The 22,390-nt window shown below is 71.8% G+C and carries 17 protein-coding genes and 1 pseudogene; 13 read left to right on the top strand and 5 right to left on the bottom strand.

What is annotated here, in order from left to right:
* Positions 1–5 precede the first annotated feature (5 nt).
* The 5 genes from F7R91_RS13135 (at position 6) to F7R91_RS13115 (ending at position 6,026) form a co-directional block, all read left to right on the top strand.
* On the top strand, positions 6–1,850 hold the full coding sequence (locus tag F7R91_RS13135) for an acetyl/propionyl/methylcrotonyl-CoA carboxylase subunit alpha (protein WP_150947864.1): 1,845 nt from the start codon (positions 6–8) through the stop codon (positions 1,848–1,850).
* Positions 1,851–1,929: 79 nt separating this feature from the next.
* Positions 1,930–3,096, top strand: a complete 1,167-nt coding sequence (locus tag F7R91_RS13130; RefSeq protein ID WP_150947862.1) for an acyl-CoA dehydrogenase family protein — start codon at positions 1,930–1,932, stop codon at positions 3,094–3,096.
* A 37-nt stretch (positions 3,097–3,133) separates the two neighbouring features.
* Positions 3,134–4,699, top strand: coding sequence for a 4-coumarate--CoA ligase family protein (locus F7R91_RS13125; RefSeq protein WP_150947861.1), 1,566 nt, complete (start codon positions 3,134–3,136; stop codon positions 4,697–4,699).
* Positions 4,696–5,430: an enoyl-CoA hydratase family protein gene (locus F7R91_RS13120; protein WP_150947859.1), complete on the top strand. Its 735-nt coding sequence runs from the start codon at positions 4,696–4,698 to the stop codon at positions 5,428–5,430. The genes F7R91_RS13125 and F7R91_RS13120 overlap by 4 nt, the downstream gene beginning before the upstream one ends.
* Positions 5,418–6,026: a TetR/AcrR family transcriptional regulator gene (locus F7R91_RS13115; RefSeq protein ID WP_150947857.1), complete on the top strand. Its 609-nt coding sequence runs from the start codon at positions 5,418–5,420 to the stop codon at positions 6,024–6,026. The genes F7R91_RS13120 and F7R91_RS13115 overlap by 13 nt, the downstream gene beginning before the upstream one ends.
* Before the next feature lie 40 nt (positions 6,027–6,066).
* Here the strand turns inward: F7R91_RS13115 and F7R91_RS13110 are convergent, their stop codons facing one another.
* Positions 6,067–7,167, bottom strand: a complete 1,101-nt coding sequence (locus F7R91_RS13110; RefSeq protein WP_150947855.1) for a citrate synthase 2 — start codon at positions 7,165–7,167, stop codon at positions 6,067–6,069.
* A gap of 232 nt (positions 7,168–7,399) precedes the next feature.
* Between F7R91_RS13110 and pdxH the strand changes: the two genes are divergently transcribed.
* The 4 genes and pseudogenes from pdxH (at position 7,400) to F7R91_RS13090 (ending at position 12,012) form a co-directional block, all read left to right on the top strand.
* The gene (gene pdxH / locus F7R91_RS13105; protein WP_150947853.1) at positions 7,400–8,068 is read left to right on the top strand and encodes a pyridoxamine 5'-phosphate oxidase; all 669 of its coding nucleotides are present in this window, start codon (positions 7,400–7,402) and stop codon (positions 8,066–8,068) included.
* A 371-nt stretch (positions 8,069–8,439) separates the two neighbouring features.
* Positions 8,440–8,898 (top strand): GNAT family N-acetyltransferase, encoded by a 459-nt coding sequence (locus tag F7R91_RS13100; RefSeq protein WP_225320625.1) that lies wholly within the window; start codon positions 8,440–8,442, stop codon positions 8,896–8,898.
* Between the two features lie 97 nt (positions 8,899–8,995).
* Positions 8,996–10,304, top strand: a pseudogene (locus F7R91_RS13095) (IS701 family transposase).
* A gap of 301 nt (positions 10,305–10,605) precedes the next feature.
* Positions 10,606–12,012 carry a PAS domain-containing protein gene (locus F7R91_RS13090; RefSeq protein ID WP_150947849.1) on the top strand — a complete coding sequence of 469 codons (1,407 nt, stop codon included), beginning with the start codon at positions 10,606–10,608 and terminating at the stop codon, positions 12,010–12,012.
* 45 nt (positions 12,013–12,057) lie between these two features.
* On the opposite strand, the gene F7R91_RS13085 is transcribed toward F7R91_RS13090, so the two are convergent.
* Positions 12,058–12,813 carry an SIS domain-containing protein gene (locus F7R91_RS13085; RefSeq protein WP_150947847.1) on the bottom strand — a complete coding sequence of 252 codons (756 nt, stop codon included), beginning with the start codon at positions 12,811–12,813 and terminating at the stop codon, positions 12,058–12,060.
* Between the two features lie 281 nt (positions 12,814–13,094).
* Between F7R91_RS13085 and F7R91_RS13080 the strand changes: the two genes are divergently transcribed.
* The gene (locus F7R91_RS13080) at positions 13,095–13,787 is read left to right on the top strand and encodes a metal-dependent transcriptional regulator (protein WP_150947846.1); all 693 of its coding nucleotides are present in this window, start codon (positions 13,095–13,097) and stop codon (positions 13,785–13,787) included.
* Between the two features lie 533 nt (positions 13,788–14,320).
* Positions 14,321–15,187 carry an alpha/beta fold hydrolase gene (locus F7R91_RS13075; protein WP_150947844.1) on the top strand — a complete coding sequence of 289 codons (867 nt, stop codon included), beginning with the start codon at positions 14,321–14,323 and terminating at the stop codon, positions 15,185–15,187.
* Positions 15,188–15,199: 12 nt separating this feature from the next.
* Here the strand turns inward: F7R91_RS13075 and F7R91_RS13070 are convergent, their stop codons facing one another.
* From F7R91_RS13070 to F7R91_RS13060, 3 genes are all read right to left on the bottom strand, one after another.
* Entirely contained in the window at positions 15,200–16,789 is a 1,590-nt protein-coding gene (locus F7R91_RS13070; protein ID WP_150947842.1) for a transporter, read from the bottom strand.
* Positions 16,786–17,577 (bottom strand): ABC transporter ATP-binding protein, encoded by a 792-nt coding sequence (locus F7R91_RS13065; protein WP_150947840.1) that lies wholly within the window; start codon positions 17,575–17,577, stop codon positions 16,786–16,788. The genes F7R91_RS13070 and F7R91_RS13065 overlap by 4 nt, the downstream gene beginning before the upstream one ends.
* A gap of 113 nt (positions 17,578–17,690) precedes the next feature.
* On the bottom strand, positions 17,691–18,344 hold the full coding sequence (locus tag F7R91_RS13060; RefSeq protein ID WP_150947838.1) for a bifunctional DNA primase/polymerase: 654 nt from the start codon (positions 18,342–18,344) through the stop codon (positions 17,691–17,693).
* Positions 18,345–18,660: 316 nt separating this feature from the next.
* Here F7R91_RS13060 and F7R91_RS13055 point away from each other — a divergent pair, with 316 nt between their 5' ends.
* Positions 18,661–20,046 (top strand): transcriptional regulator, encoded by a 1,386-nt coding sequence (locus F7R91_RS13055; RefSeq protein WP_150947836.1) that lies wholly within the window; start codon positions 18,661–18,663, stop codon positions 20,044–20,046.
* 737 nt (positions 20,047–20,783) lie between these two features.
* Positions 20,784–22,358 carry a hypothetical protein gene (locus F7R91_RS13050; protein WP_456243067.1) on the top strand — a complete coding sequence of 525 codons (1,575 nt, stop codon included), beginning with the start codon at positions 20,784–20,786 and terminating at the stop codon, positions 22,356–22,358.
* The last annotated feature ends 32 nt before the right edge of the window (positions 22,359–22,390 follow it).

Below are 22,390 nucleotides of genomic sequence, written 5' to 3'. Positions count from 1 at the left end.
GGCTCATGATTACTTCCGTACTGGTGGCGAACCGCGGCGAGATCGCCTGCCGTGTCTTCCGCACCTGCCGTGAGTGGGGAATCCGGACGGTCGCCGTGCACTCGGACGCCGACGAGAACGCCCTCCACGCGCGCGTGGCCGACACGGCGGTACGACTGCCGGGGGCGGCGCCCGCGGAGACGTATCTGCGCGGCGATCTGATCGTGAAGGCGGCGGTCGCGGCCGGCGCGGACGCCGTGCACCCGGGCTACGGCTTCCTCTCCGAGAACGCGGACTTCGCGCGAGCCGTCCTCGACGCGGGCCTGGTTTGGATCGGGCCGCCGCCGGAGGCGATCGAGGCCATGGCGTCCAAGACGCGGGCGAAGAAGCTGATGGGGATCTCGTCGCTGCGCGAGGTCACCGAGGGCGACCTGCCGGTGCTGGTGAAGGCGGCTGCCGGCGGCGGAGGGCGCGGGATGCGGATCGTGCGCCGTCTGGCGGAGCTCGACGCCGCGCTGGAGGGCGCGCGCGCCGAGGCGGCGAGCGCCTTCGGTGACGGCGAGGTCTTCCTGGAGCCCTATGTGGAGAACGGCCGGCATGTCGAGGTCCAGATCCTCGCCGACACCCACGGCACCGTCTGGGCGCTCGGCACCCGTGACTGCTCCCTCCAGCGCCGCCACCAGAAGGTGATCGAGGAGGCCCCGGCGCCCGGCCTGTCCGAGGAGCTCACGGAAGAGCTGCACACGCTGTCCGTACGCGCCGCCCGCGCCGTCGACTACGTCGGCGCCGGTACGGTCGAGTTCCTGGTGGCCGGTGACAAGGCCCACTTCCTGGAGATGAACACCCGCCTCCAGGTGGAACACCCCGTGACCGAAGCGGTGTTCGGCCTCGACCTGGTGGCGGAGCAGATCCGCATCGCCGAGGGCCGCACCCTCGCCCAGGACCCCCCACGCGCGCGTGGCCATGCGATCGAGGCCCGCCTCTACGCCGAGGACCCGGCGAGCGACTGGACCCCGCAGACCGGCACGCTGCACCGCCTGACCATGCCCGGCGTGCGCCTGGACACGGGCTACGAGGACGGCGACGAGATCGGCGTCCACTACGACCCCATGCTCGCCAAGGCCGTCGCCCACGCCCCCACGCGCGCGGAGGCGATCCGCAGGCTGGCCGGCGCCCTGGAGCGGGCGGCGATCCACGGCCCGCTCACCAACCGGGACCTCCTCGTACGCTCCCTGCGGCACAAGGAGTTCACGACCGCCGCGATGGACACGGGCTTCTACGACCGCCACCTCCCGGACCTGACCGCTGCGGCCCCCGACCCGCACGCCCCGCTGGCCGCGGCGCTCGCCGACGCCCGCTCCCGCTCCCGCTTCGGCGGCTGGCGCAACGTCCCGTCCCAGCCGCAGACGAAGCGCTACGGGATGGCGGGCGAGGAACACGAGGCTCGCTACCACCACACCCGCGGGGGCGGCCTGGCGGCGGACGGGGTGCGGGTGGTGCACGCCGACGCCGGTGTCGTCGTACTGGAAGTGGACGGCGTGCAAAGGAGGTTCGAGGTCGCGCGGTACGGCGACGACCAGGTCTACGTCAACACCACCACCCTCACGGCCCTGCCCCGCTTCCCCGACCCCACGACCCAGCACGCCCCCGGCTCCCTGCTGGCCCCGATGCCGGGCACGGTCGTCAGAATCGCCGAGGGCCTGGCAGTAGGGGCCGCCGTCGAAGCCGGTGAGCCCCTGTTGTGGCTGGAGGCGATGAAGATGGAGCACAAGGTCACAGCCCCGGCCACAGGAGTCCTGAGCGCCCTGCACGCAGCACCCGGCCAACAGGTGGAGCCCGGCATGTTGCTGGCGGTAGTGCAACCCGCCTAGGGGCGCGGGGCTGTATCAATTGCGGCTCCGCCGCGTGAGCGCGACCAGCCACATACAACCCGCATCCGGAGGAGTCCCCATGACGACCCTCATCGAATCCGAGGAACACAAGGACCTTCGAGCAGCCGTCGCGGCCTTCGGCAAGCGCTACGGCCGCGACTACATAACCCAGCTGGTGGACCAGGGCGCCTACCCCACCGACCTCTGGCAGGAAGCCGCCAAGCTCGGCTACATCGGCGTCAACCTGCCCGAGGAATACGGCGGAGGCGGCGGCGGAATCGCCGAACTCTCCATCGTCCTGGAAGAACTCGGCGCAGCCGGCGCCCCCCTGCTCATGATGATCGTCTCTCCCGCAATCTGCGGCACAGTGATCGCCCGCTTCGGCACCGACAAGCAAAAACAGGACTGGCTCCCCGCCCTGGCGGACGGCACCCGCACCATGGCGTTCGGCATCACGGAACCCGACGCGGGCTCCAACTCCCACCGCATCACCACCACCGCCCGCCGCGACCCGGACACCGGGGACTGGCTGCTCACGGGCCGGAAAGTCTTCGTCTCGGGCGTCGACATCGCCGACGCCACCCTCATCGTCGGCCGCACCGAGGACTCCCGTACCGGCCGCCTCAAGCCCTGCCTGTTCATCGTCCCGCGCGACGCGGACGGCTTCACCAGGCGCCGTATCGACATGGAACTGCGCGGCGCGGAGAAGCAGTTCGAGCTGACCCTCGACGACGTACGGCTGCCCGCCGACGCGCTCGTCGGCGACGAGGACGCGGGCCTGCTCCAGCTGTTCGCCGGTCTCAACCCCGAACGCATCATGACGGCCGCCTTCGCGATCGGCATGGGCCGCTACGCGCTGGCGAAGGCGATCGAGTACGCCCGTGACCGCACGGTCTTCGAGGTCCCCATCGGCGCCCACCAGGCCATCGCCCACCCCCTCGCCCAGGCGCACATCGACCTCGAACTCGCCCGTCTGATGATGCAGAAAGCGGCTCTCCTGTACGACGCGGGCGACGACGCGGGGGCCGGAGAGGCCGCCAACATGGCCAAGTACGCGGCCGGGGAAGCCTGTGTGAAGGCCGTCGACCAGGCCGTGCACACCCTCGGCGGCAACGGCCTCACGCGGGAGTTCGGGCTTGCCTCGCTGATAACGGCCGCGCGCGTGTCTCGTATTGCTCCGGTGAGCCGGGAGATGATTCTCAACTACGTCTCCCACCAGACCCTGGGTCTGCCCAAGTCGTACTAGACAGCGCTTGACGCACCGAGTCGTGCCAGGAGGAACCGTGTTCCGAAGCGAGTACGAAGACGTTGCGCCCGTCGAACTCCCCATCCACGAGGCGGTGCTCGGCCGGGCCGCCGAGTTCGGTGACGCGCCCGCCCTGATCGACGGCACCGACGGCACCACCCTCACGTACGAACAGCTGGACCGCTTCCACCGGCGCATCGCTGCCGCGCTCGCCGACGCCGGCGTGCGCAAGGGCGACGTCCTCGCCCTGCACAGCCCCAACACGATCGCCTTCCCGACCGCCTTCTACGCCGCCACGCGCGCGGGTGCCTCCGTCACCACCGTGCACCCGCTCGCCACGCCCGAGGAGTTTGCCAAGCAGCTCGCCGACTCGGCGGCCCGCTGGATCGTCACCGTCTCGCCGCTGCTGGACATCGCGCGCCGGGCCGCGGAGATCGCGGGCGGCGTCCAGGAGATCTTCGTCTGCGACAGCGCCCCCGGACATCGCTCGCTCATCGACATGCTGGCCTCGGCGGCCCCCGAGCCTCAGGTCGCCATCGACCCGGTGGAGGACGTGGCGGCCCTCCCGTACTCCTCGGGCACCACCGGCGTGCCCAAGGGCGTGATGCTCACGCACCGGCAGATCGCCACCAACCTCGCCCAGCTGGAACCCGTCATCGCGATGGGGCCCGGCGACCGCATCCTGGCCGTGCTGCCCTTCTTCCACATCTACGGTCTGACGGCCCTGATGAACGCGCCCCTGCGCCAGGGCGCCACCGTCGTGCTCCTGCCGCGCTTCGAACTGGACACGTTCCTCGCGGCCATCCAGAACCACCGCATCACCGGCCTGTACGTGGCCCCGCCGATCGTCCTGGCCCTGGCCAAGCATCCGGCGGTCGCGCAGTACGACCTGTCGTCGCTGGAGTACATCATCAGCGCCGCGGCCCCCCTGGACGCCCAGCTGGCGGCCGCCTGCTCCCGGCGGCTCGGTCTGCCGCCGGTCGGCCAGGCGTACGGCATGACGGAACTGTCGCCGGGCACACATGTCGTCCCCGTCGGCGCCGATAACCCGCCGCCGGGGACGGTCGGCAAGCTCATCGCCGGCACCGAGATGCGGATCGTCTCCCTCGACGAGCCCGACAAGGACCTCGGCATCGGCGAGTCCGGGGAGATCCTCATCCGCGGACCCCAGGTCATGAAGGGCTACCTCGGCCGCCCCGACGCCACCGCCGCCATGATCGACCCCGACGGCTGGCTGCACACCGGCGACGTCGGCCATGCCGACGCCGACGGCTGGCTGTTCGTCGTGGACCGGGTCAAGGAGCTCATCAAGTACAAGGGCTTCCAGGTGGCCCCCGCCGAACTGGAGGCCCTGCTGCTCACCCACCCCGGCATCGCGGACGCCGCCGTCATCGGCGTCTACAACGACGAGGGCAACGAGATCCCGCACGCCTACGTCGTCCGCCAGCCGGCCGCCGCCGACCTCTCCGAAGGAGAGATCATGATGTACGTCGCCGAACGCGTCTCCCCCTACAAACGCGTCCGCCAGGTCACCTTCATCGACGGGGTGCCGAGGGCGGCCTCCGGCAAGATCCTGCGCCGGCAGCTCAGGGAACAGTCGTGACCCTGATCCAGCGCACACGCGCGCGTGCCGTCGAGACGCTCACGCTCGACTCGGCGCACAACCGCAACGCCCTGTCCGCCGCGCTCGTGGGCGACCTGGCGGACGCGCTGACCCGCGCCGCCGAGGACGGCGAGGTACGCGCGATCGTCCTCACCCACACCGGCAACACCTTCAGCGCGGGCGCCGACCTGCGCGACCCGCCGCCGCCGGACGCGATGGCCGGTCTGCTGCGGCAGATCGTCGAGCTGCCCAAGCCGGTCGTCGCGCGGGTCACCGGGCACGTCCGCGCGGGCGGCCTCGGTCTGCTGGGCGCGTGCGACATCGCGGCCGCGTCGGGCGCGGCGTCGTTCGCGTTCACGGAGGTACGGATCGGGGTGGCCCCCGCGGTCATCTCGCTGCCGCTGCTGCCCCGTACGGACCCGCGCGCACTGGCCCGCTACTACCTCACCGGCGAACGCTTCGACGCCGCCGAGGCCGCCCGTATCGGCTTGCTGACCGCGGCCGGCGACGACGTCGACGAGGTACTGGCACCCGTCCTGGACGGGCTGCGCCGGTCCGCGCCCCAGGCCCTGGCCGAGACGAAACGGCTGCTCACGGCTAAGGTGCTGGAGGCATTCGACCAGGACAAGGGCGAACTGGGCAGACTCTCCGCCCGGCTGTTCGCCTCCGCCGACGCCCGCGAGGGAATGTCGGCCTTCCTTGAACGACGGGACCCCACATGGGCGGTGTGACCACACCCGAACGCGAACGCGTCCCCAAACAGGACCGCAGCCGGGCCACCCGGCAGCGGCTCCTGGAAGCCGCCGTGGCCTGCCTCGCCGAGCACGGCTGGGCGGGCTCCACGGTCTCCGTCGTCGCCGAACGCGCCGGCGTCTCCCGCGGCGCCGCCCAGCACCACTTCCCGACCCGCGAGGACCTGTTCACCGCAGCCGTCGAGTACGTCGCCGAGGAACGCTCGACCGCCCTGCGCGCCCTGTTCCCCGAGGGCGCGGGGCAGGACCGGCGCGCTGTGGTGACGGCCCTCGTCGACCTCTACACCGGCCCGCTCTTCCGCGCCGCACTGCATCTGTGGGTCGCCGCCTCCAACGAGGACCAGCTGCGCCCGCGGGTCACCGAGCTGGAGGCCCGCGTGGGCCGCGAGACCCACCGCATCGCCGTCGACCTCCTCGGCGCCGACGAGTCCCGGCCCGGCGTACGCGAAACCGTCCAGGGCCTCCTCGACATGGCCCGCGGCCTCGGTCTCGCCAACCTCCTCACCGACGACACGGGCCGCCGCGACCGGGTCGTCGCCCAGTGGGCGGCCCTGCTGGACGAGGCGCTGGACTGAATCGCGCTCGGTGTTCTGGTCCCGCTCGTGATCAATACACCTAGTGCGCGATCTCCTCGTAGCCCTCGATCTCCCGCGGGCTGCGCGGAGCGGGGCCGACATAGCGGGCGGACGGGCGCACCAGGCGGCCCGTCCGCTTCTGCTCCAGGATGTGCGCCGACCAGCCGGCCGTACGGGCACAGGTGAACATCGACGTGAACATGTGCGCCGGGATCTCGGCGAAGTCCAGCATGATCGCCGCCCAGAACTCCACGTTCGTCGCCAGAACCCGGTCCGGGCGGCGGTTGTGCAGCTCCTCCAGGGCCGCCTTCTCCAGCGCCTCGGCGATCTCGAAGCGGGGCGCGCCGAGTTCACGGGCGGTACGGCGCAACACGCGCGCGCGTGGGTCCTCCGCGCGGTACACCCGGTGACCGAAGCCCATCAGGCGCTCACCCCGGTCCAGGGCGCCCTTGACGTACGCCTCCGCGTCCCCCGTCCGCTCGATCTCCTCGATCATGCCGAGGACACGGGAGGGCGCCCCGCCGTGCAGCGGCCCCGACATGGCGCCGACGGCACCCGACAGAGCGGCCGCGACATCCGCGCCCGTGGACGCGATCACACGGGCGGTGAAGGTGGAGGCGTTCATGCCGTGCTCGGCGGCGGACGTCCAGTAGGCGTCGACGGCGGCCACGTGCTTGGGATCGGGCTCGCCCCGCCAGCGGATCATGAACCGCTCGACCACGGACTGCGCCTTGTCGATCTCACGCTGCGGCACCATCGGCAGACCCTGACCGCGCGCCGACTGGGCGACGTACGACAGGGCCATCACGGCCGCACGGGCCAGATCGTCCCGGGCCTGCTCGATGTCGATGTCCAGCAGCGGTTTCAGGCCCCACACCGGCGCGAGCATGGCCAGCGCCGACTGGACGTCCACGCGGATGTCACCGGAGTGCACCGGAATGGGGAACGGCTCGGCGGGCGGCAGTCCGGGATTGAAGGCACCGTCGACGAGCAGCCCCCACACGTTGCCGAAGGAGACATGGCCGACCAGGTCCTCGATGTCGACGCCCCGGTAGCGGAGGGCGCCGCCCTCCTTGTCCGGTTCGGCGATCTCCGTTTCGAACGCGATGACTCCTTCGAGTCCGGGTACGAAGTCGGACATCAGGCGGCTCCTCATGATGTGTGCGACCGAAGCCTCAGGTCGAAGGACTCGCGGTCCCGAGCGGTCACCCCTGTGATGCCCGGTACGGCAGGCGGTCACCCAATCGGGATGGGATGGCAGCAGCACAATATCCCCGAGTGCCACCTTTGGGGAGTGCTTGGTGGCACTGAGTGCCACCTCCAGGACCGGGGACGGCCCACGCCGGCGGCCGTCCATACGGCAAGATGATCGCGTGACCGACCGAGACGCCGTCCACCCCGATCCCGCCTCGATGCGCAAGCAGTACCGGGACGAGGGCCTCGCCGAGGCCGACCTGCCCGCCACGCCGGTGGCGCAGTTCGCGCGCTGGTTCAAGCAGGCCGCGACGGAGGCCCACCTCTACGAGCCGAACGCGATGATCGTCTCCACGGCCGACGCGCAGGGCCGCCTCAGCTCCCGCACGGTGCTGCTGAAGCACTTCGACGAGCAGGGCTTCGTCTTCTACACCAACTACGGCTCCCGCAAGGCCCGCGACCTCGCCGAGAACCCGTACGTCTCGCTGCTGTTCCCCTGGCATCCGATGGCACGCCAGGTCATCGTCACGGGCATCGCCCGGCGCACGGGCCGCGACGAGACCGCCGCGTACTTCCGCACCCGCCCGCACGGCTCCCAGCTCGGCGCCTGGGCCAGCGCCCAGTCCTCGGTCATCGCCACCCGCAGCGACCTCGAGGCCGCCTACGCCGAACTGGCGGCCCGCTACCCCGAGGGCGAGCAGGTCCCCGTGCCGCCGAACTGGGGCGGCTTCCGGGTGGCCCCGCAGACGGTCGAGTTCTGGCAGGGCCGCGAGAACCGTCTGCACGACAGGCTGCGCTATGTGGCGGAGCCCGACGGCAGCTGGCGTGTGGAACGCCTCAGCCCCTGAGCGTGCCTGAACGCAGACGACCCGCGAGCTCGGGTTCCCTCCGCCCAAGGCGGGGGAGCCGGCCGGACGTACCGGCGAGCTCGCGGGTCGGGTGACTGCTGGGATTGGGCCGGCTGCACGCGTCTGTCACGTGCTGGTCCGGCACCGCACTGAGTGTGGTGGCGGGCCGCTAGCCCGCAGTCACCTCACGCGTCCGGTTTTCATACATCTGCCGAACCACCTCCCTTCTCGTGTAGCCGACACCTTAGAAACCGATCGGCGCACGATCAACCGTTTTTCCGGGATGTTTGAAGTCGCCACATCTGTGCTGGTCACCGGCCGTGCCGCCGAACTCCGTTGACGCTCGGCGCGGTGTGCGGTTGTCTGCTGCGGTGTCTGATCTTCGTACAGAGACGGTCGTCGGCGACGCCATGCTCGAGCAGTGGCGGCAGGTGCACAACGTCATCGTGCCGCCCGCCGCGATGAACCTCGCAGAGGTACGGGAGCGCAGCGGCCGCTTCCATCTGGAGAACGCCTATCTCGGGGACGTCCTGGTCGGCTGCTCGACCGTGCGGCCGCCGGTGGACGAGGAGGCCGTGGCGACGGTCATCGCGCGCGTGCTGCCCGAGTTCCGCAGACAGGGCTTCGGGGCGGTGATCTACGAGAAGGGGCTCGCGCACGCGCGCGTGCTCGGCGCCCGGGCGATCGAGACCTGTGTGCTGGCCGTCAACGAGGACGGACTGCGGTTCGCACGGGCACGCGGGTTCGTGGAGGTCGACCGGTATGTGCTGGACGGGGAGACCGTGGAATGGGTGGATCTGCGCCTGGAGCAGGGCGGGAGCGCTTTCTAACGGTAGTTCGTTAAATTCGGCGCTGGTGTGGGTTGACGGCAGGCCGGGTTGGTCGTAGGCCGGTGGTAGGAATCAACTTCCTTGCAGGGGGCTGAAGATGACCGCTCGCCGTCCGTGTCCGCCTGCGCCGGGTCCGTTGGAGGACTACGCGGCCCGGTTCGACGACCTCTTCTTCAGCCTGGCCCAGAGGCGAGGTTTTCGCGAGTATCTGACCGGGCTGCTGGCGCCGAGGGAGCGGAACAAGACGATCACCTGCCTGGCAGGGGCGGAGCCGGTGGCAGGTGCGCGAATGCCGGGGGTGCAGCGGCTGCAGTTCTTCCTGTCCGAGTCCCCGTGGGAGGCCGAACGGGTCAACGACCGGCGGCTTGAGCTGCTACGCGAGCAGTCGGCGACGGCTCCGCACGACGGCGGGGTCATCGTGATCGACGACTCCGGGGACCGCAAGGACGGCACGGCGACCGCGCACGTGGGCCGGCAGTGGCTGGGCCGGTACGGCAAGACCGACAGCGGCATCGTCACGGTGACCACGTTGTGGACCGACGGCCGCGTGTACTACCCGCTGCACGCCACTCCCTACACCCCCGCCCACCACTTCACCCGCGGCCGCTCCGATCCGGCCTTCCGCACGAAACCGCAGCTGGCCGCTGCCCTCGCGGCCCGCGCGAAGGAGGCGGGCTTCGGCTGCCGGGCGGTGGTCGCCGACTGCGCCTACTCCGTCAGCGACGACTGGTACCTCGCGCTACGCGAGGCCGGCCTGGCCTACGTCGTCGCCCTCAAACCGCACCGCGGCACCTGGGCCCCGGCCGACCAGCCACACACCCCCATCGAAGCCGCCCACGCCCTGACCTGGAAGAATGCCAAGCATCCCGGCGACTGGACACCCGTTAAGCGTCACTTCCGCGACGGGCACACCGAGACCTGGTGGGCCGCCGACGCCCGCCTGGCCGGCTACGGCCCCGACTCACCCTGCCGCCTGGTCGTGGCCACCACCGACCCAGCCAGCCTGCCGGAGAAGGCCACCTGGTACCTGGCCACCAACCTGCCCCACCCTGATGCACTCCACGCCACCACCAGCCCACACCCGCCGGCCGACCTCGCCGAGATCGTCCGCCTCTACGGCCTGCGGCCGTGGATCGAGCAGAGCTACAAACAGGTCAAGGACGAACTCGGCTGGGCCGACTTCCAAGTCCGCGCCGGACCCCTGCCCCGACGAGGTGCCAGAGAGGGGGACCCGCCCCGTCCCACCAGCCCCAACAGCCTTGCTGGCCCAGGGCCTTACGAGCCATCCGTTCCTGGCTCACCCCCGCCGTCACCCTCAATCGGTGGTGGCAAGCCTGGACGGACAAGGACCCTCCCTCCGAGCTCCAGGCCCTGATCGACGCGGTCACCACCGGACACGGCATTGACCTCTACTGCCGGATTTAACGAACTACCACTAAGCAGGTCGGGCTAAGTCCGCTGCGGTTCGGCAGCGCCCTGCAGGGGCGCGGGGAACTGCGCGACCAGCCACGATGGCGCCGCAGACGGCCGACGACGCATCGCGGCACTTCCGGCGGAGCGCTTAGCTGCCGATGCGCGTCTCCGGCGCGCAACGATTCCTTCAATCTTGGGGAACTCGATGTGTGCTGCGTCACGTTCCAGTTAGATGATGACAAGTGAGCGAACCGACGCGCCGTAGGTGCGGACGCAGCTTGGCAGGGGGTCCAGGTGAGTGCTTCCCGGCGTAGTGGGACCACGGACGAGCTCGGACCGGACGAACCCGGGCGGGACGGTCCGGAGGGCTCGGGTGGTTCGGATCTCCTTGCCGCGCTGCTCGACGGCATGGACGCGGCGCTGTGCGCCTTCGACGCGGACGGGGCGGTGACCCACTGGAACCGGGAGGCCGAACGGATCCTGGGGTGGACCGCCGCCGAGGCCGTGGGCCGTCAGGGGTTCGCCGGATGGGCCGTACGCCCCGCGGACGCCGAGGAGGTCGAGGGGCGGCTGATGTCCGCCATGCAGGCCCCCGGGCGGCAGGTGCACGAGTTCGCGCTGCTGACGAAGGACGGCGGGCGGGTGCTGGTGCGCACGCAGTCCGCGGCCGTGCGCGGCCCGGACGGGAAGCCGGCCGGTGTGTACTGCGCCTTCAGCGAGGTGCACGCGCAGATAGACCTGGAGCGGTCCATCGCGCTGAGCGAGGCGCTGTTCGAGGACGCGAGCTGGGGCGTTGTCCTGGTCGACGCCGATCTGCGGCCCGCCGTCGTGAACGCGCACGCGGCCCGTGCCCTCGGGATCGGGCGCACGTCCGTGCTCGGCCGGCCGCTCGGGGAGTTGCTCGCCCAGGGTGTGGAGGAGCTGGAGAGCGCGCTCACCCATGTGCTCGCGGAGGGCGCGCCGCCTGCGCCCGCCGAGATCTGGGTGAGCGTGCGCATGCCCGAGGGCGAACAGCGGCGGTGCTGGCGCAGCGGCTTCCTGCGGCTGGCGTCGCCGCTCGCGGAGGAGCCCGTTCCACTGGGCGTCGGCTGGCTGTTCCAGGACGTGACCGAGACCAAGCAGGGCGAGCAGGAGGCGGCGCTGCTGCGGTTCCGGACCAATCAGCTGCACCGGGCCGCGCGGGCCGCCGCCGAGTGCGAGGACCCGCGCGAGGCGGCCACCGTCCACCTGGACTTCGCGCTCGCCGGGTTCGCCGACCACGCCCTGATCGACCGGGTGGCGGGCGGCGCGCTGTCCGACGCGGAAGGGGCGGCGCCGGTGCGGCTGGTACGAGCCGCGGCCACGCCTTCCGGTGCGCCCGGGCCGAGCCTGCTCACGGGGCAGGCCGGGCTGCCGGTGCGCTACGGGCAGGGGCATCCGGCGCTCCAGTGCGTGGAGCGGGCCGGGTCGGTGCGGGCGAGCGCGGGGTCGGTGCCCGCCGAGCAGGCGCGGGAGTGGGCGCTGGGCCGGCAATGGCCCGCGGATGCGGTGCATGTGCTGTGCGCGGTGCTGCGCAGCCGGGGGCGGACGCTGGGCGTGGTGACGTTCCTGCGCGGGGCCGGCCGGAGCTCGTTCGAGCGGTCCGACGCGACCTACGCGGAGGACGTGGCCGTACGGATCGCGGCGGCACTGGACCTGGCGGGCGTGGTCGGGACGGAGTAACGGAGTGGCTGGATGCCCGCGCCGCAGAGCAGGTGACACAGGCGCTCAGTGGCGGTAGAAGATCCGGTCCCCGTACTCCTCCATCACCCGGCCGTTCCACTCGTGGCCGCCGTCCACGTTCCCGGAGCGCAGGAGCGGGGGTTCGATCCCGCGGCCGGACAGGGAGCCGGCCGCCGTCGCCATGACCGCCTGGAGGAGGGCCGAGGTGACGACGGTGGAGGCGGGGGCGAAGGGCGCCGGGACGGTGTCGAGGGTGAGGACCGCGTCCCCGATCGCGATCTTCGAGTCCACGACGATGTCGCAGTGGTCCTTCAGATAGGTCCCGGAGACGTGCCGGGACGTCGTCTCCGTGGCGTACGCGACCGAGGTCACGCCGATGACCTTCACACCGAGGGCGCGGGCGCTCATTGCCATCTCCACGGGGAGCGCGTTGCGGCCCGAGAGCGAGACGATCACGAGGACATCGCCGGCTCGGAGCGGGGAGGAGTCCAGTACGGCGCTCGCGAGACCGTCGACGCGTTCCAGGGCCGAGCCGAGCGTGGCCGGAACGACATCGACACCGACGGCGCCCGGCACGGTCAGCAGGTTCATCAGGGCGAGGCCGCCGGCGCGGTAGACGACGTCCTGGGCGGCGAGCGAGGAGTGCCCGGCGCCGAAGGCGAAGAGACGGCCGCCGGCGGCGACGGTGTCGGCGAGGAGGGTGCCCGCGGCGTCGATGCTGTCGGCCTCCTCGTCGCGTACCCGTTGCAGCAGGCCGATCGCCGCGTCGAAGAACTGGCCGGCCAGCGTGCGGTCGCTCATACGGGGCCCTTCCGAGCGTCGGAGGTCTGTGCCGCGGATCACGGTGCGGTCTGGACCAGTGCGGTGTCAATACGGCCGCACGGGTCCGCCTGCCGAGGAGGTGCGCTCCGGGGCGTACGCCCTGGCCGGGAATCGGCGGACACGCGCGCATACACACGCGTAACTCGCTGGTTTCACCGGCGCGGCACGGTTGTCAGTGGTATGCGTCAGAATTGAAGCCAGGGCCAGCGCACGCGCCGCGGAGCCGTCGTGCTTCCGGCAGAGCTAATCGAGGGGCACGAATGTCCGGACTGATCGACACCACGGAGATGTATCTCCGCACCATCCTCGAGCTGGAGGAGGAAGGCGTGGTCCCCATGCGCGCCCGGATCGCCGAGCGGCTCGACCAGAGCGGGCCGACGGTCAGCCAGACGGTGGCCCGGATGGAGCGGGACGGCCTGGTGTCCGTGGCCAGCGACCGCCACCTGGAGCTCACGGACGAGGGGCGCCGGCTGGCCACGCGCGTGATGCGCAAGCACCGGCTCGCGGAGTGCCTGCTCGTCGACGTGATCGGGCTGGAGTGGGAGCAGGTGCACGCCGAGGCCTGCCGCTGGGAGCACGTGATGAGCGAGGCCGTGGAGCGGCGCGTGCTGGAGCTGCTGAGGCACCCCACGGAGTCGCCGTACGGCAACCCGATCCCGGGCCTGGAGGAGCTGGGCGAGAAGGACGGCGCGGACCCGTTCCTGGACGAGGGCATGGTGTCGCTGGCCGATCTCGACCCGGGCAGCGAAGGCAAGACGGTCGTCGTGCGCCGTATCGGCGAGCCGATCCAGACGGACGCGCAGCTGATGTACACACTGCGCCGCGCGGGTGTGCAGCCCGGCTCGGTGGTGAGCGTGACGGAGTCGGCGGGCGGTGTGCTGGTGGGCAGCGGCGGTGAGGCGGCCGAGCTGGAGGCGGATGTCGCCTCGCACGTGTTCGTCGCCAAGCGCTGAGCGGTACCGGCGGCCGAGCGGGACGGGCGGGTGCCGGGCAGCCGCAGCATGGCCCGCGGATCGTCAACTTCCGTTGATCTTGGGGCAGTTGGGGCGCGCGCTGTTCTCGCCGAATCCAAGATTCACTGCTCCGAATCGCAGCGCTCGGACGCTTCGCGTGCAAGGCTGTCGCGTGAGGCATATGACCTGAGGGGGCCGGGAGGATGTGCCGCAGACGTGTCGAAGGCCCCGGCGCCTTGTGGCGCCGGGGCCTGTCCTCCCCTGTGCTGACCCGGAGCCCCGAGCTCTCAGGGTCATCCCCCACGGACCGGTTTCCCCGAGCGGTCCACCTCCCGCTGAAGATCTCCCCTCGGCGGCGGCGATCATGCCTGGCGGGGGGTCACTCGAACGAGGGGTGTTGTCCGCAGAGACGCTATTTTCGAATACCCATTCGATAGTCTGCGAGTGACGGGTCGTGCGGGACGTGCGCTGATGGGATGTGCACACAGCACCGGCAGGACAGCGGTTCGTGAAGCCAGGGGGGTGCCAGGACCATGGTGCGACGCATCGACGTGACCGGGGCGGGCGGCGTACGTCTCGCCGCCTGGGAGTTCGGCGACCCTCCCAAGGGGGATCCGGCCGAAAGCACCCCCGGCGTGCTGTTACTGCACGGCCTGATGGGCCGCGCCTCGCACTGGGCCTCCACCGCCCGCTGGCTCTCCGAACGGCACCGCGCCGTGGCCCTCGACCAGCGGGGCCACGGCCAGAGCGACAAACCCCCGCCGGCGTCCTCCACACGCGAGGCGTACGTCGAGGACGCCGAGGCCGCCCTGGAACATCTCGGCCTCGCCCCGGCCCTCCTGATCGGCCATGCCATGGGCGCCCTCACCGCCTGGCAGCTCGCCGCCAAACGCCCCGACCTGGTGCGCGGGGTGATCATCTGCGATATGCGGGCCTCCGCGCTCGGCGCCGCCTCACAGCGCGAGTGGGGCGACTGGTTCAAGGCCTGGCCGGTTCCCTTCGCCACGCTCGCCGACGTACGCAAATGGTTCGGCGGGGACGACCCCTGGGTGGAGCGCCCGAACCCCTCCCGCGGCGAGTTCTACGCCGAAGTGATGCACGAGTCCCCGGACGGCTGGCGCCCGGTCTTCGACCCGGAGCAGATGCTCGAATCCCGCGAGACCTGGGTGTACGACGCGCACTGGGAGGAGCTCGCCCAGGTCCGGTGCCCCGCCCTGGTCGTCCGCGGCCTCGACGGCGAGCTCGGCCGCGCCGAGGCCCAGGAGATGGTCCGCGTCCTGCCCCGCGGGGAGTACGCGGAGGTCGCCGACGCCGGCCACCTCGTGCACTACGACCAGCCGGAGGCCTGGCGGACGGCCATCGAACCGTTCGTCGACGCGGTGCTCATCTCAGGGCACTGATATGGGCCCCTGTCATCCCCGGCTGACCGCCGCCAGGATCTCCGGCAGCCGCCGTGCCGTGCGTGGGGCGGCCAGCCGGAGGCCGAGCAGGGTGATCGCCGCCCCGTAGGCCGCGCCGGCCGGCAGCATCAGCCAGGACCAGGGGTCACCGCTCTCGCTGGCGTTCAGCAGGATCGTCCCGACGATGACGGGGGCGCACAGCAGGGCGGCCGCGATCATGCCGCCGAAGATCGAGACCCAGGCGAGCCCGACCTGCCCGGGAGCGACGTTCTTGTAGCCCTCCTGCGGAATGGAGTAGGGGAAGCGGGCGGACGTCCACGCACCGGTCGCCAGCATCGCGCCGAGCAGCGCGAAGGACAGCCCGAGCGCCTCGGGCAGCGTCGGCCAGTCGCCGAGCATCGCCGTCGTGAGCACGGTCACGAGGGTGGCGTACGGCAGGGTGATCACCAGCAGGGCCAGTGCTCGCGCGCGCAGTTCGACGTAGGCGTCGCGGGTGGTGGAGATCGTCAGCGCGACCATCCAGAACGCCGATGTGTCCTGCCCGAACTGGTTGTACATCTGGATGCCGAGCATCCCCGCGGCGAAGCACGCGAAGTAGATCGAGCCCGTGCCCTGCCACGCGTTGAACACCGGCACGATCAACCCGATGGCCAGGGAGGTCACCCAGGCCGCCTTGGTCTTGGGGTCGCGCCAGATGTAGCGCAGGCTGCGCTCCATGACGGTGCCGGTGCGCCCGGCGGGCAGCAGCCGGGCGAGCCCCGTCGACGTCCGCTCGCGCACCGCTGACCCCTCGGTCTGGAGGGTGGATCCGTCGGGCGCGGTCATCAGCCGGGTCAGATGCCGCGACCACACCGCCAGCAGCGCCACCAACGCACCGGCGCTCAGGGCGAGTTGGGCCACCGCCCTGCCGTACGACCCCTCGCTCACCGAGTCCACCGCGCCGATCGCCGAGGCGGGCGGCACCCAGCGCAGCACCTCCGCCGCCGGGTCGAGCTGCGCCAGCCCGGACGAACCCAGCCGCTGCGCCCCGAAGTTCACCAGCTGCGCCCCGATCGCGATGACCAGACCGCTCAGCACCGCGAGATCACGGCCCTTGCGGCTGGTCAGCAGCCGCACATTGGCCGCGGCGACGGCCCGTGCGAGGGCCACGCACACCAGCAGCGCCAGCACGACGGCGATGACCCCGACGGCGTACGCTGCGCCGCCATGGGCGACCGACACCACCGAACCGGCCAGCAGGCACAGCGTGAACAGCGGCCCGATGCCCACCAGCGAGGCCACCAGCAGCGCCCGCACCATCGGCCGGGGCCGCAGCGGCAGCATCACCAGACGGGTCGGGTCCAGGGTCTCGTCACCGCCGGGGAAGAACAGCGGCATCACGGCCCAGCCCAGTGCCAGCACCGCCACCAGCAGCACCACGACGGATGCGGCGTGCGCATGCCCGCGCAGCGCGATCAGACCGATCAGCTGGAGCGCGGCGAAGAGAAAGGTGACGATGGCCGACGCGACATACGCAGCCCGCCGCCCCCCGGACTGTCTGAGCCCGTTCCGCAGGAGCGACAGTTTCAGCCGTACGACGACGGGAGTGATGTCGCCGGTCATCGCGCCCCGCCGCCCAGCCAGTCGAGATCGGAACCGGCGTCGCGGCCGTTCGCCCCGACGAGTTCGAGAAACGCAGCCTGCAGCGAGGGCGCGTCCCCGCGCACCTCGGCGAGCGTGCCCTGGGCGCGGATACGGCCGGCCGCCATCACGGCCACCCAGTCGCACAGCGACTCGACGAGCTCCATCACATGGGAGGAGAAGACAACGGTGGCGCCGGAGTCCGTGTACCGCTCCAGAACGCCCCGGATCGTCTGCGCGGACACCGGGTCGACGCCCTCGAACGGCTCGTCCAGGAACAGCACTTCCGGATTGTGGAGGAGAGCGGCCGCGAGCCCGATCTTCTTGCGCATACCGGTCGAGTAGTCGACCACGAGCTTGTGCTGGGCCCCGGCCAGATCAAGAACGTCGAGGAGCTGGGTGGCCCGCTTGTCGACCTCGGCGCCCGGCAGCCCCCGCAGCCGCCCCGAGTAGGCGAGCAGTTCACGCCCCGACAACCGGTCGAAGAGCCTGAGCCCTTCCGGCAGCACCCCGATCCGTGCCTTCACGGCCACCGGATCCCGCCACACGTCGTGCCCGACGACCTCGACGGTCCCCTGATCGGGCCGCAGCAACCCGGTCACCATCGACAACGTGGTGGTCTTCCCGGCACCGTTGGGCCCCACCAGCCCGATGAACTTCCCCGCGGGCAACTCCAGATCGATCCCGGCAACAGCAACCTGCTCCCCGAACCGCTTCCAGAGCCCTTGCACGCGTACGGCGGCTCTCTTCGCGAGTGTTCCCTCCGTCATGGGATCACCCTACGGTCGGGCAGCCCGCCCGAGGGGCGCGGGGAACCGCGCGACGGGCCACGAACCACCCGCAGCCGCCGCACAGCAGACACCACGCCGGTCAGCGGGCACCGCTACCTGTCCCTGCCGCACGCATACGCCAACGCAGAGATCAACTCCTCGACATCCGGCAACCACCGATTCACCGCGGTGGGCCGGCAGGCCCACTGCACGGCCCCCCGCGACCCGTACCGCGTAGGCGGCCCCGCGACATACCCCCCTTCCCCGACCGCGACCAGATCGAGAGAGGAGGGCGACCAGCCCAGCCCGCGCACCAGCTCCGGCACCTTCACCGCACCGCCCGGCAGGACGAAGAACCGCATCCGCCGGTCCGGCGACAACGTCACGGGCCCGAGCGTCAGCTCCATCCGCTGCATCCGCGCGAGCGCGAGAAACCCCGCGGTCTCGGGGACGTCGACCGCGTCGAACGTACGCCCCGTCGGCAGCAGGATCGACGCCCTCGGCTGCCTCGACCACATCGCGCGGACCGCGACCGCACTGCCGGTGGCCTGTGCCGCCCAGTCCTCACGCGCCGGATGTGCGCCGGGGGCGGCACACGCGGCATCGCCGCACGAGCAGCGCTGCACCCCGCCCACGGCCTCCAGCCAGGCGCCGGGGAAGACGTCCCAGTGGCGGTCCTCGACGTAGCGTACGGCTGTCTCCAACAGCGGTTCCCCGCGCTGCTTCGGAATCTGAGCGGCTTCGGTGACCGCGAACGTCTCTTCCACGCTCCACTCAACTCTCGCGTCCACCTTGAGTTACGGGGGTAATGCGCGCGGGGGAGGAGCATCGATTCGGCATCTGGGGCGCATGGATGCATGTGTGGGGGCGCGCGGGAGGAAGGACGGCGTGAGCGGGGTAGCCACGTGGGGGGTCGGTATCTGCCGGTACCTCGGCAATCCTCGCATGTCCCGCATTTTCGGTATGTCCGCGGGGCATTGATCTTCACGGCCGGAACTTTTCGCCGAACGCGACTGGGTCCGGCCCCGGAAGACACGTCAACTCGGTGCGCGGGCAGGCACCGCAGCCACAGGGGGTTAAGCCATGGCCGCAAGGCCTCTCGTCGCGCGGCAGCCGAACGAACGGCTGCAGGCGCTCATCCAGGAAGCGGGTTGCTCCAACGCGGGGCTCGCCCGCCGGGTCAACATGTGCGGCGCCGAGCACGGCCTCGATCTGCGCTACGACAAGACGTCCGTGGCCCGCTGGCTGCGCGGACAGCAGCCGCGCGGGCGCGCCCCGGCGATCATCGCGGAGGCGCTCGGCCGCAAGCTGGGCCGTACGGTCACGATCGACGAGATCGGCATGGCCAACGGCAAGAACCTCGCCTCGGGCGTCGGCCTCCAGTTCTCGCCGACGGTACTGGGAGCCATCGAGCAGGTGTGTGAGCTGTGGCGCAGCGACGTCGGGCGGCGCGACTTCCTCTCCGGCTCGTCCGTCGCCGCGTCCGCGCTCGTCGAGCCCAGCCGCGACTGGCTGATCTCCTCGCCCGACTCGCAGGTGGCACGGGCGGCGGGACCGCGGGTGGGACAGTCGGACGTGGCGGCCGTGCGCGCGATGACCCAGGCGCTGGTCGATCTGGACCACCAGTACGGCAGCGGGCATGTGCGCCCGGTCGTCGTGCACTACCTCAACAGCGTGGTCTCCGGACTGCTGGCCGGCTCCTACCGGGAGGCCGTCGGGCGGGACCTCTTCGCCGCCGTGGCCCGGCTGACCGAGCTCGCGGGCTACATGGCCGTCGACACCGGACAGCCGGGTCTCGCCCAGCGTTACTACATCCAGGCGCTGCGCCTCGCACAGGCGGCGGGGGACCGGGGATACGGCGGCTATGTGCTCGCCGCGTCCATGAGCCACCTCGCTGCACAGCTCGGAAACCCCCGCGAGATCGCCCAGTTGGCCCGGGCGGCGCAGGAGGGGGCGCGAGGGCGCGTGACACCGCGCGCGGAGGCGATGTTCCACGCCGCGGAGGCACGCGGGCACGCCCTGCTGGGTGACGCGCGGGCCGCCGAGGCGGCCTCCGGGCGGGCCGTGAGGGCGCTGGAGGCGGTGAATCCGTCCTCGGGGGACGACCCGGCGTGGATCGCCCACTTCGACGAGGCGTATCTCGCCGACGAACTGGCCCACTGCCACCGCGACTTGGGGCAGGCCGAAGCAGCCGCGCGGTGCGCGCAGGAGTCCTTGGCCGGGCATCCCAAGTCCCGTGCGCGCAGGCGGGCCATCGGCTATGTGCTCCTGGCCACGGCGCAGGCGCAGCAGCGCGAGGTGGAACAGGCCTGCAACACCGGTCTGAAAGCTGTGGAGTTGCTCGAGTCCCTCCGGTCCAACCGGGGCGCCGAGTACCTCGATGACTTCCAGCAGCGGCTCGATCCGTACCGGGACGAGCCGGTGGTGCGCGAGTTCGGGGCACGGCTGGAGTTGCAGGCGGCAGCATGACGCAGGGTCCGCGGACGCGGGAACGTGCGGGAAACAGCCGGTTTACGCGCACCAGGTGACATGTACAGCGCTCCGCGGACCGGAATTGTTACAGCGGTCACAAGGCGAGGGGTCGCGCCCTGAGCTGCGTGGCATCGGGCTCAGGGGACCCGGTAGCGTGAGCCGACGATTCCGACAGTCCCCCATTCGTAGGAGCCCCGGTGACGCAGAGTGGACAGGGCGAGGAGCCCTCGGCGCGCCCCGCGCGCGAAGGCATCGTGCTGCCCTCCGACGGCGGAGAACCCCTGCTGCCGGGCATGACGGGCGGGCAAGCGAGCGCGTACGACGGTCAGCAGCCGTCGGCCGCGGCGCCGGCCGGCGGCCAGGCCTGGGGCACTCCGTGGGGCCCCGACGAGCAATCGGCTCCGGCCCCGCAGCAGGGACAGAGCTGGAACACGCCGCCGGCGCAGCCCGACTCGTGGGGCACACCGCAGACCCCGGGCGCCCAGCCGCTGCCCGCGGAGGGGGCACAGGCTCCGGCCTACGGCTCGCCCGCGGCGGGAGGCTTCGGCGCACCTGGGGCTGACGGGGCCGGCGCTGCCGCTGGAGGGGCTGCGCCGCCCGCGGGCGGCTTCGGCTCACCGCCCGCGGGAGCGGCTCCGCCGCCCGCGGACGCTCTCGGCTTGCCCGCTGCCGGAGGTGCTTTGCCGTCGGGGGGTGGGTTCGGTTCTTCTGCTGGGGGTGCGGGGCAGGCGTCTGTGGATGGTCTTGGCTTGCCCGCTGCTGGAGGTGCTTTGCCGTCGGGGGGTGGGTTCGGTTCTTCTGCTGGGGGTGCGGGGCAGGCGTCTGTGGATGGTCTTGGCTCGCCCGCTGCGGGAGCAGCGCAGGCGCCCGATGACGGTCTCGGCTCTCCTGCCGGGGGAGCAGCGCAGGCGCCCGTGGGCGGTCTCGGGCCTGGCGCCGCCGGAGGGGCCCTGCCGCCCGGGGACTGGTTCGGTTCCCCTGCCGCCCGATCGCCCTTGCCGCCCGCGGATGGGTATGGTTCTCCGGCCTCCGGAGCCCCGCGCCCGCCCGCGGACGGGTTTGGTGTGCCCGGCGCCGACGCCGGCGCTCAGCCCCGGCCGCCCGCCGGCGGGTTCGGCGGTCACGGTGCCCCTGGTGCGCCGCTGCCCCCCGCCGACGAAGGCGCCACCCAGTTCATTCCGCCTGTCTCCGGCGCTCCTGCTTCCGCCCCCGCTCACGGGCCGGAGGGAGCCACCCAGTTCCTGCCGCCCGTCGCCGCCCCGGCGGACGAGGGTGCGACCCAGTACATCCCGCCGGTGCGGCCCGGCGCGCTGCCGCCCGAGATGCCCGCCGAGTCCGCCGCCGAGTCGACGTACTTCCTGGGCCGATCCCCCCAGGGCGCCCCGGCCGCGGCCGACCCCGACGCCCAGGCCACGCAGTACATCGCGCCCGTTCCCGGCCAGCCCGCTTCGGCGCCGTACGGCAGGGGACCGGGCGGGGCGCAGGACCGGCAGCCGCACTCCGACTTCGACAACCTCTTCCGCAGCGGGCCGGCCGCCGAGAGCCCGGCCGGGTCCACGCAGCAGCTGCCGCGCTTCACCCAGCACGAGGCCCCGTACTCCGGGCCCGCGTACACCCCGCCGGGCGCGGGCCGCGGCCATGGCGCGTACGACGACGGTGGCGGCGACGGCCGGGGCAGCCGTACCGGTTCGCGTCTGCCGGTGATCGCCGCCGTCGGCATCGGCCTCGCCGTCATCGGTATCGGCGCGGGCGCGCTGCTCGGCGGAGGCGGGGGCGACCAGGGCGACGACAAGAACCAGACCGTCTCGGCGACGGCCCCGGCGGCCGAGGACTCCCCCTCGCCGTCCGCCGATCCGGCCGAGCAGCAGGCCATCGCCCTGGACAAGCTGCTCGCCGACAGCGGCAACAGCCGGGCCTCCGTGATCAAGGCGGTGGCCGATGTGAAGTCCTGCAACAACCTCGCCCAGGCTGCGAAGGACCTGCGGGCCGCGGCCGGCCAGCGAAGCCAGCTGGTGACGCGACTGTCCGGACTCCAGGTCGACAAGCTGCCCGACCACGCCGCGCTGACCGCCGCCCTCACCAAGGCCTGGCAGGCCTCCGCGTCCGCCGACAACCACTACGCGGCCTGGGCCGACCAGAACGCCGGGCGGAAGGGCTGCCGGAAGGGCCAGGCCCGCATCACCCCGCAGACCCAGGCCGGAAACCGGGCGAGTGCCACCGCCAGCACCGAGAAGGCCAAGGCCGCCCCACTGTGGAACGCCATCGCGCAGACGTACGGCCTGACCCAGCGCCAGCCCACCCAGCTCTAGACGGGCCCGGGCCGGCACTGCCGGCCCGGATC

Origin of the sequence: Streptomyces luteolifulvus (assembly GCF_008806595.1) — a bacterium.
In the GTDB taxonomy this organism is placed as follows: Bacteria; Actinomycetota; Actinomycetes; order Streptomycetales; family Streptomycetaceae; genus Streptomyces; species Streptomyces luteolifulvus.
This window is presented reverse-complemented; position numbering and strand designations above follow the sequence as displayed.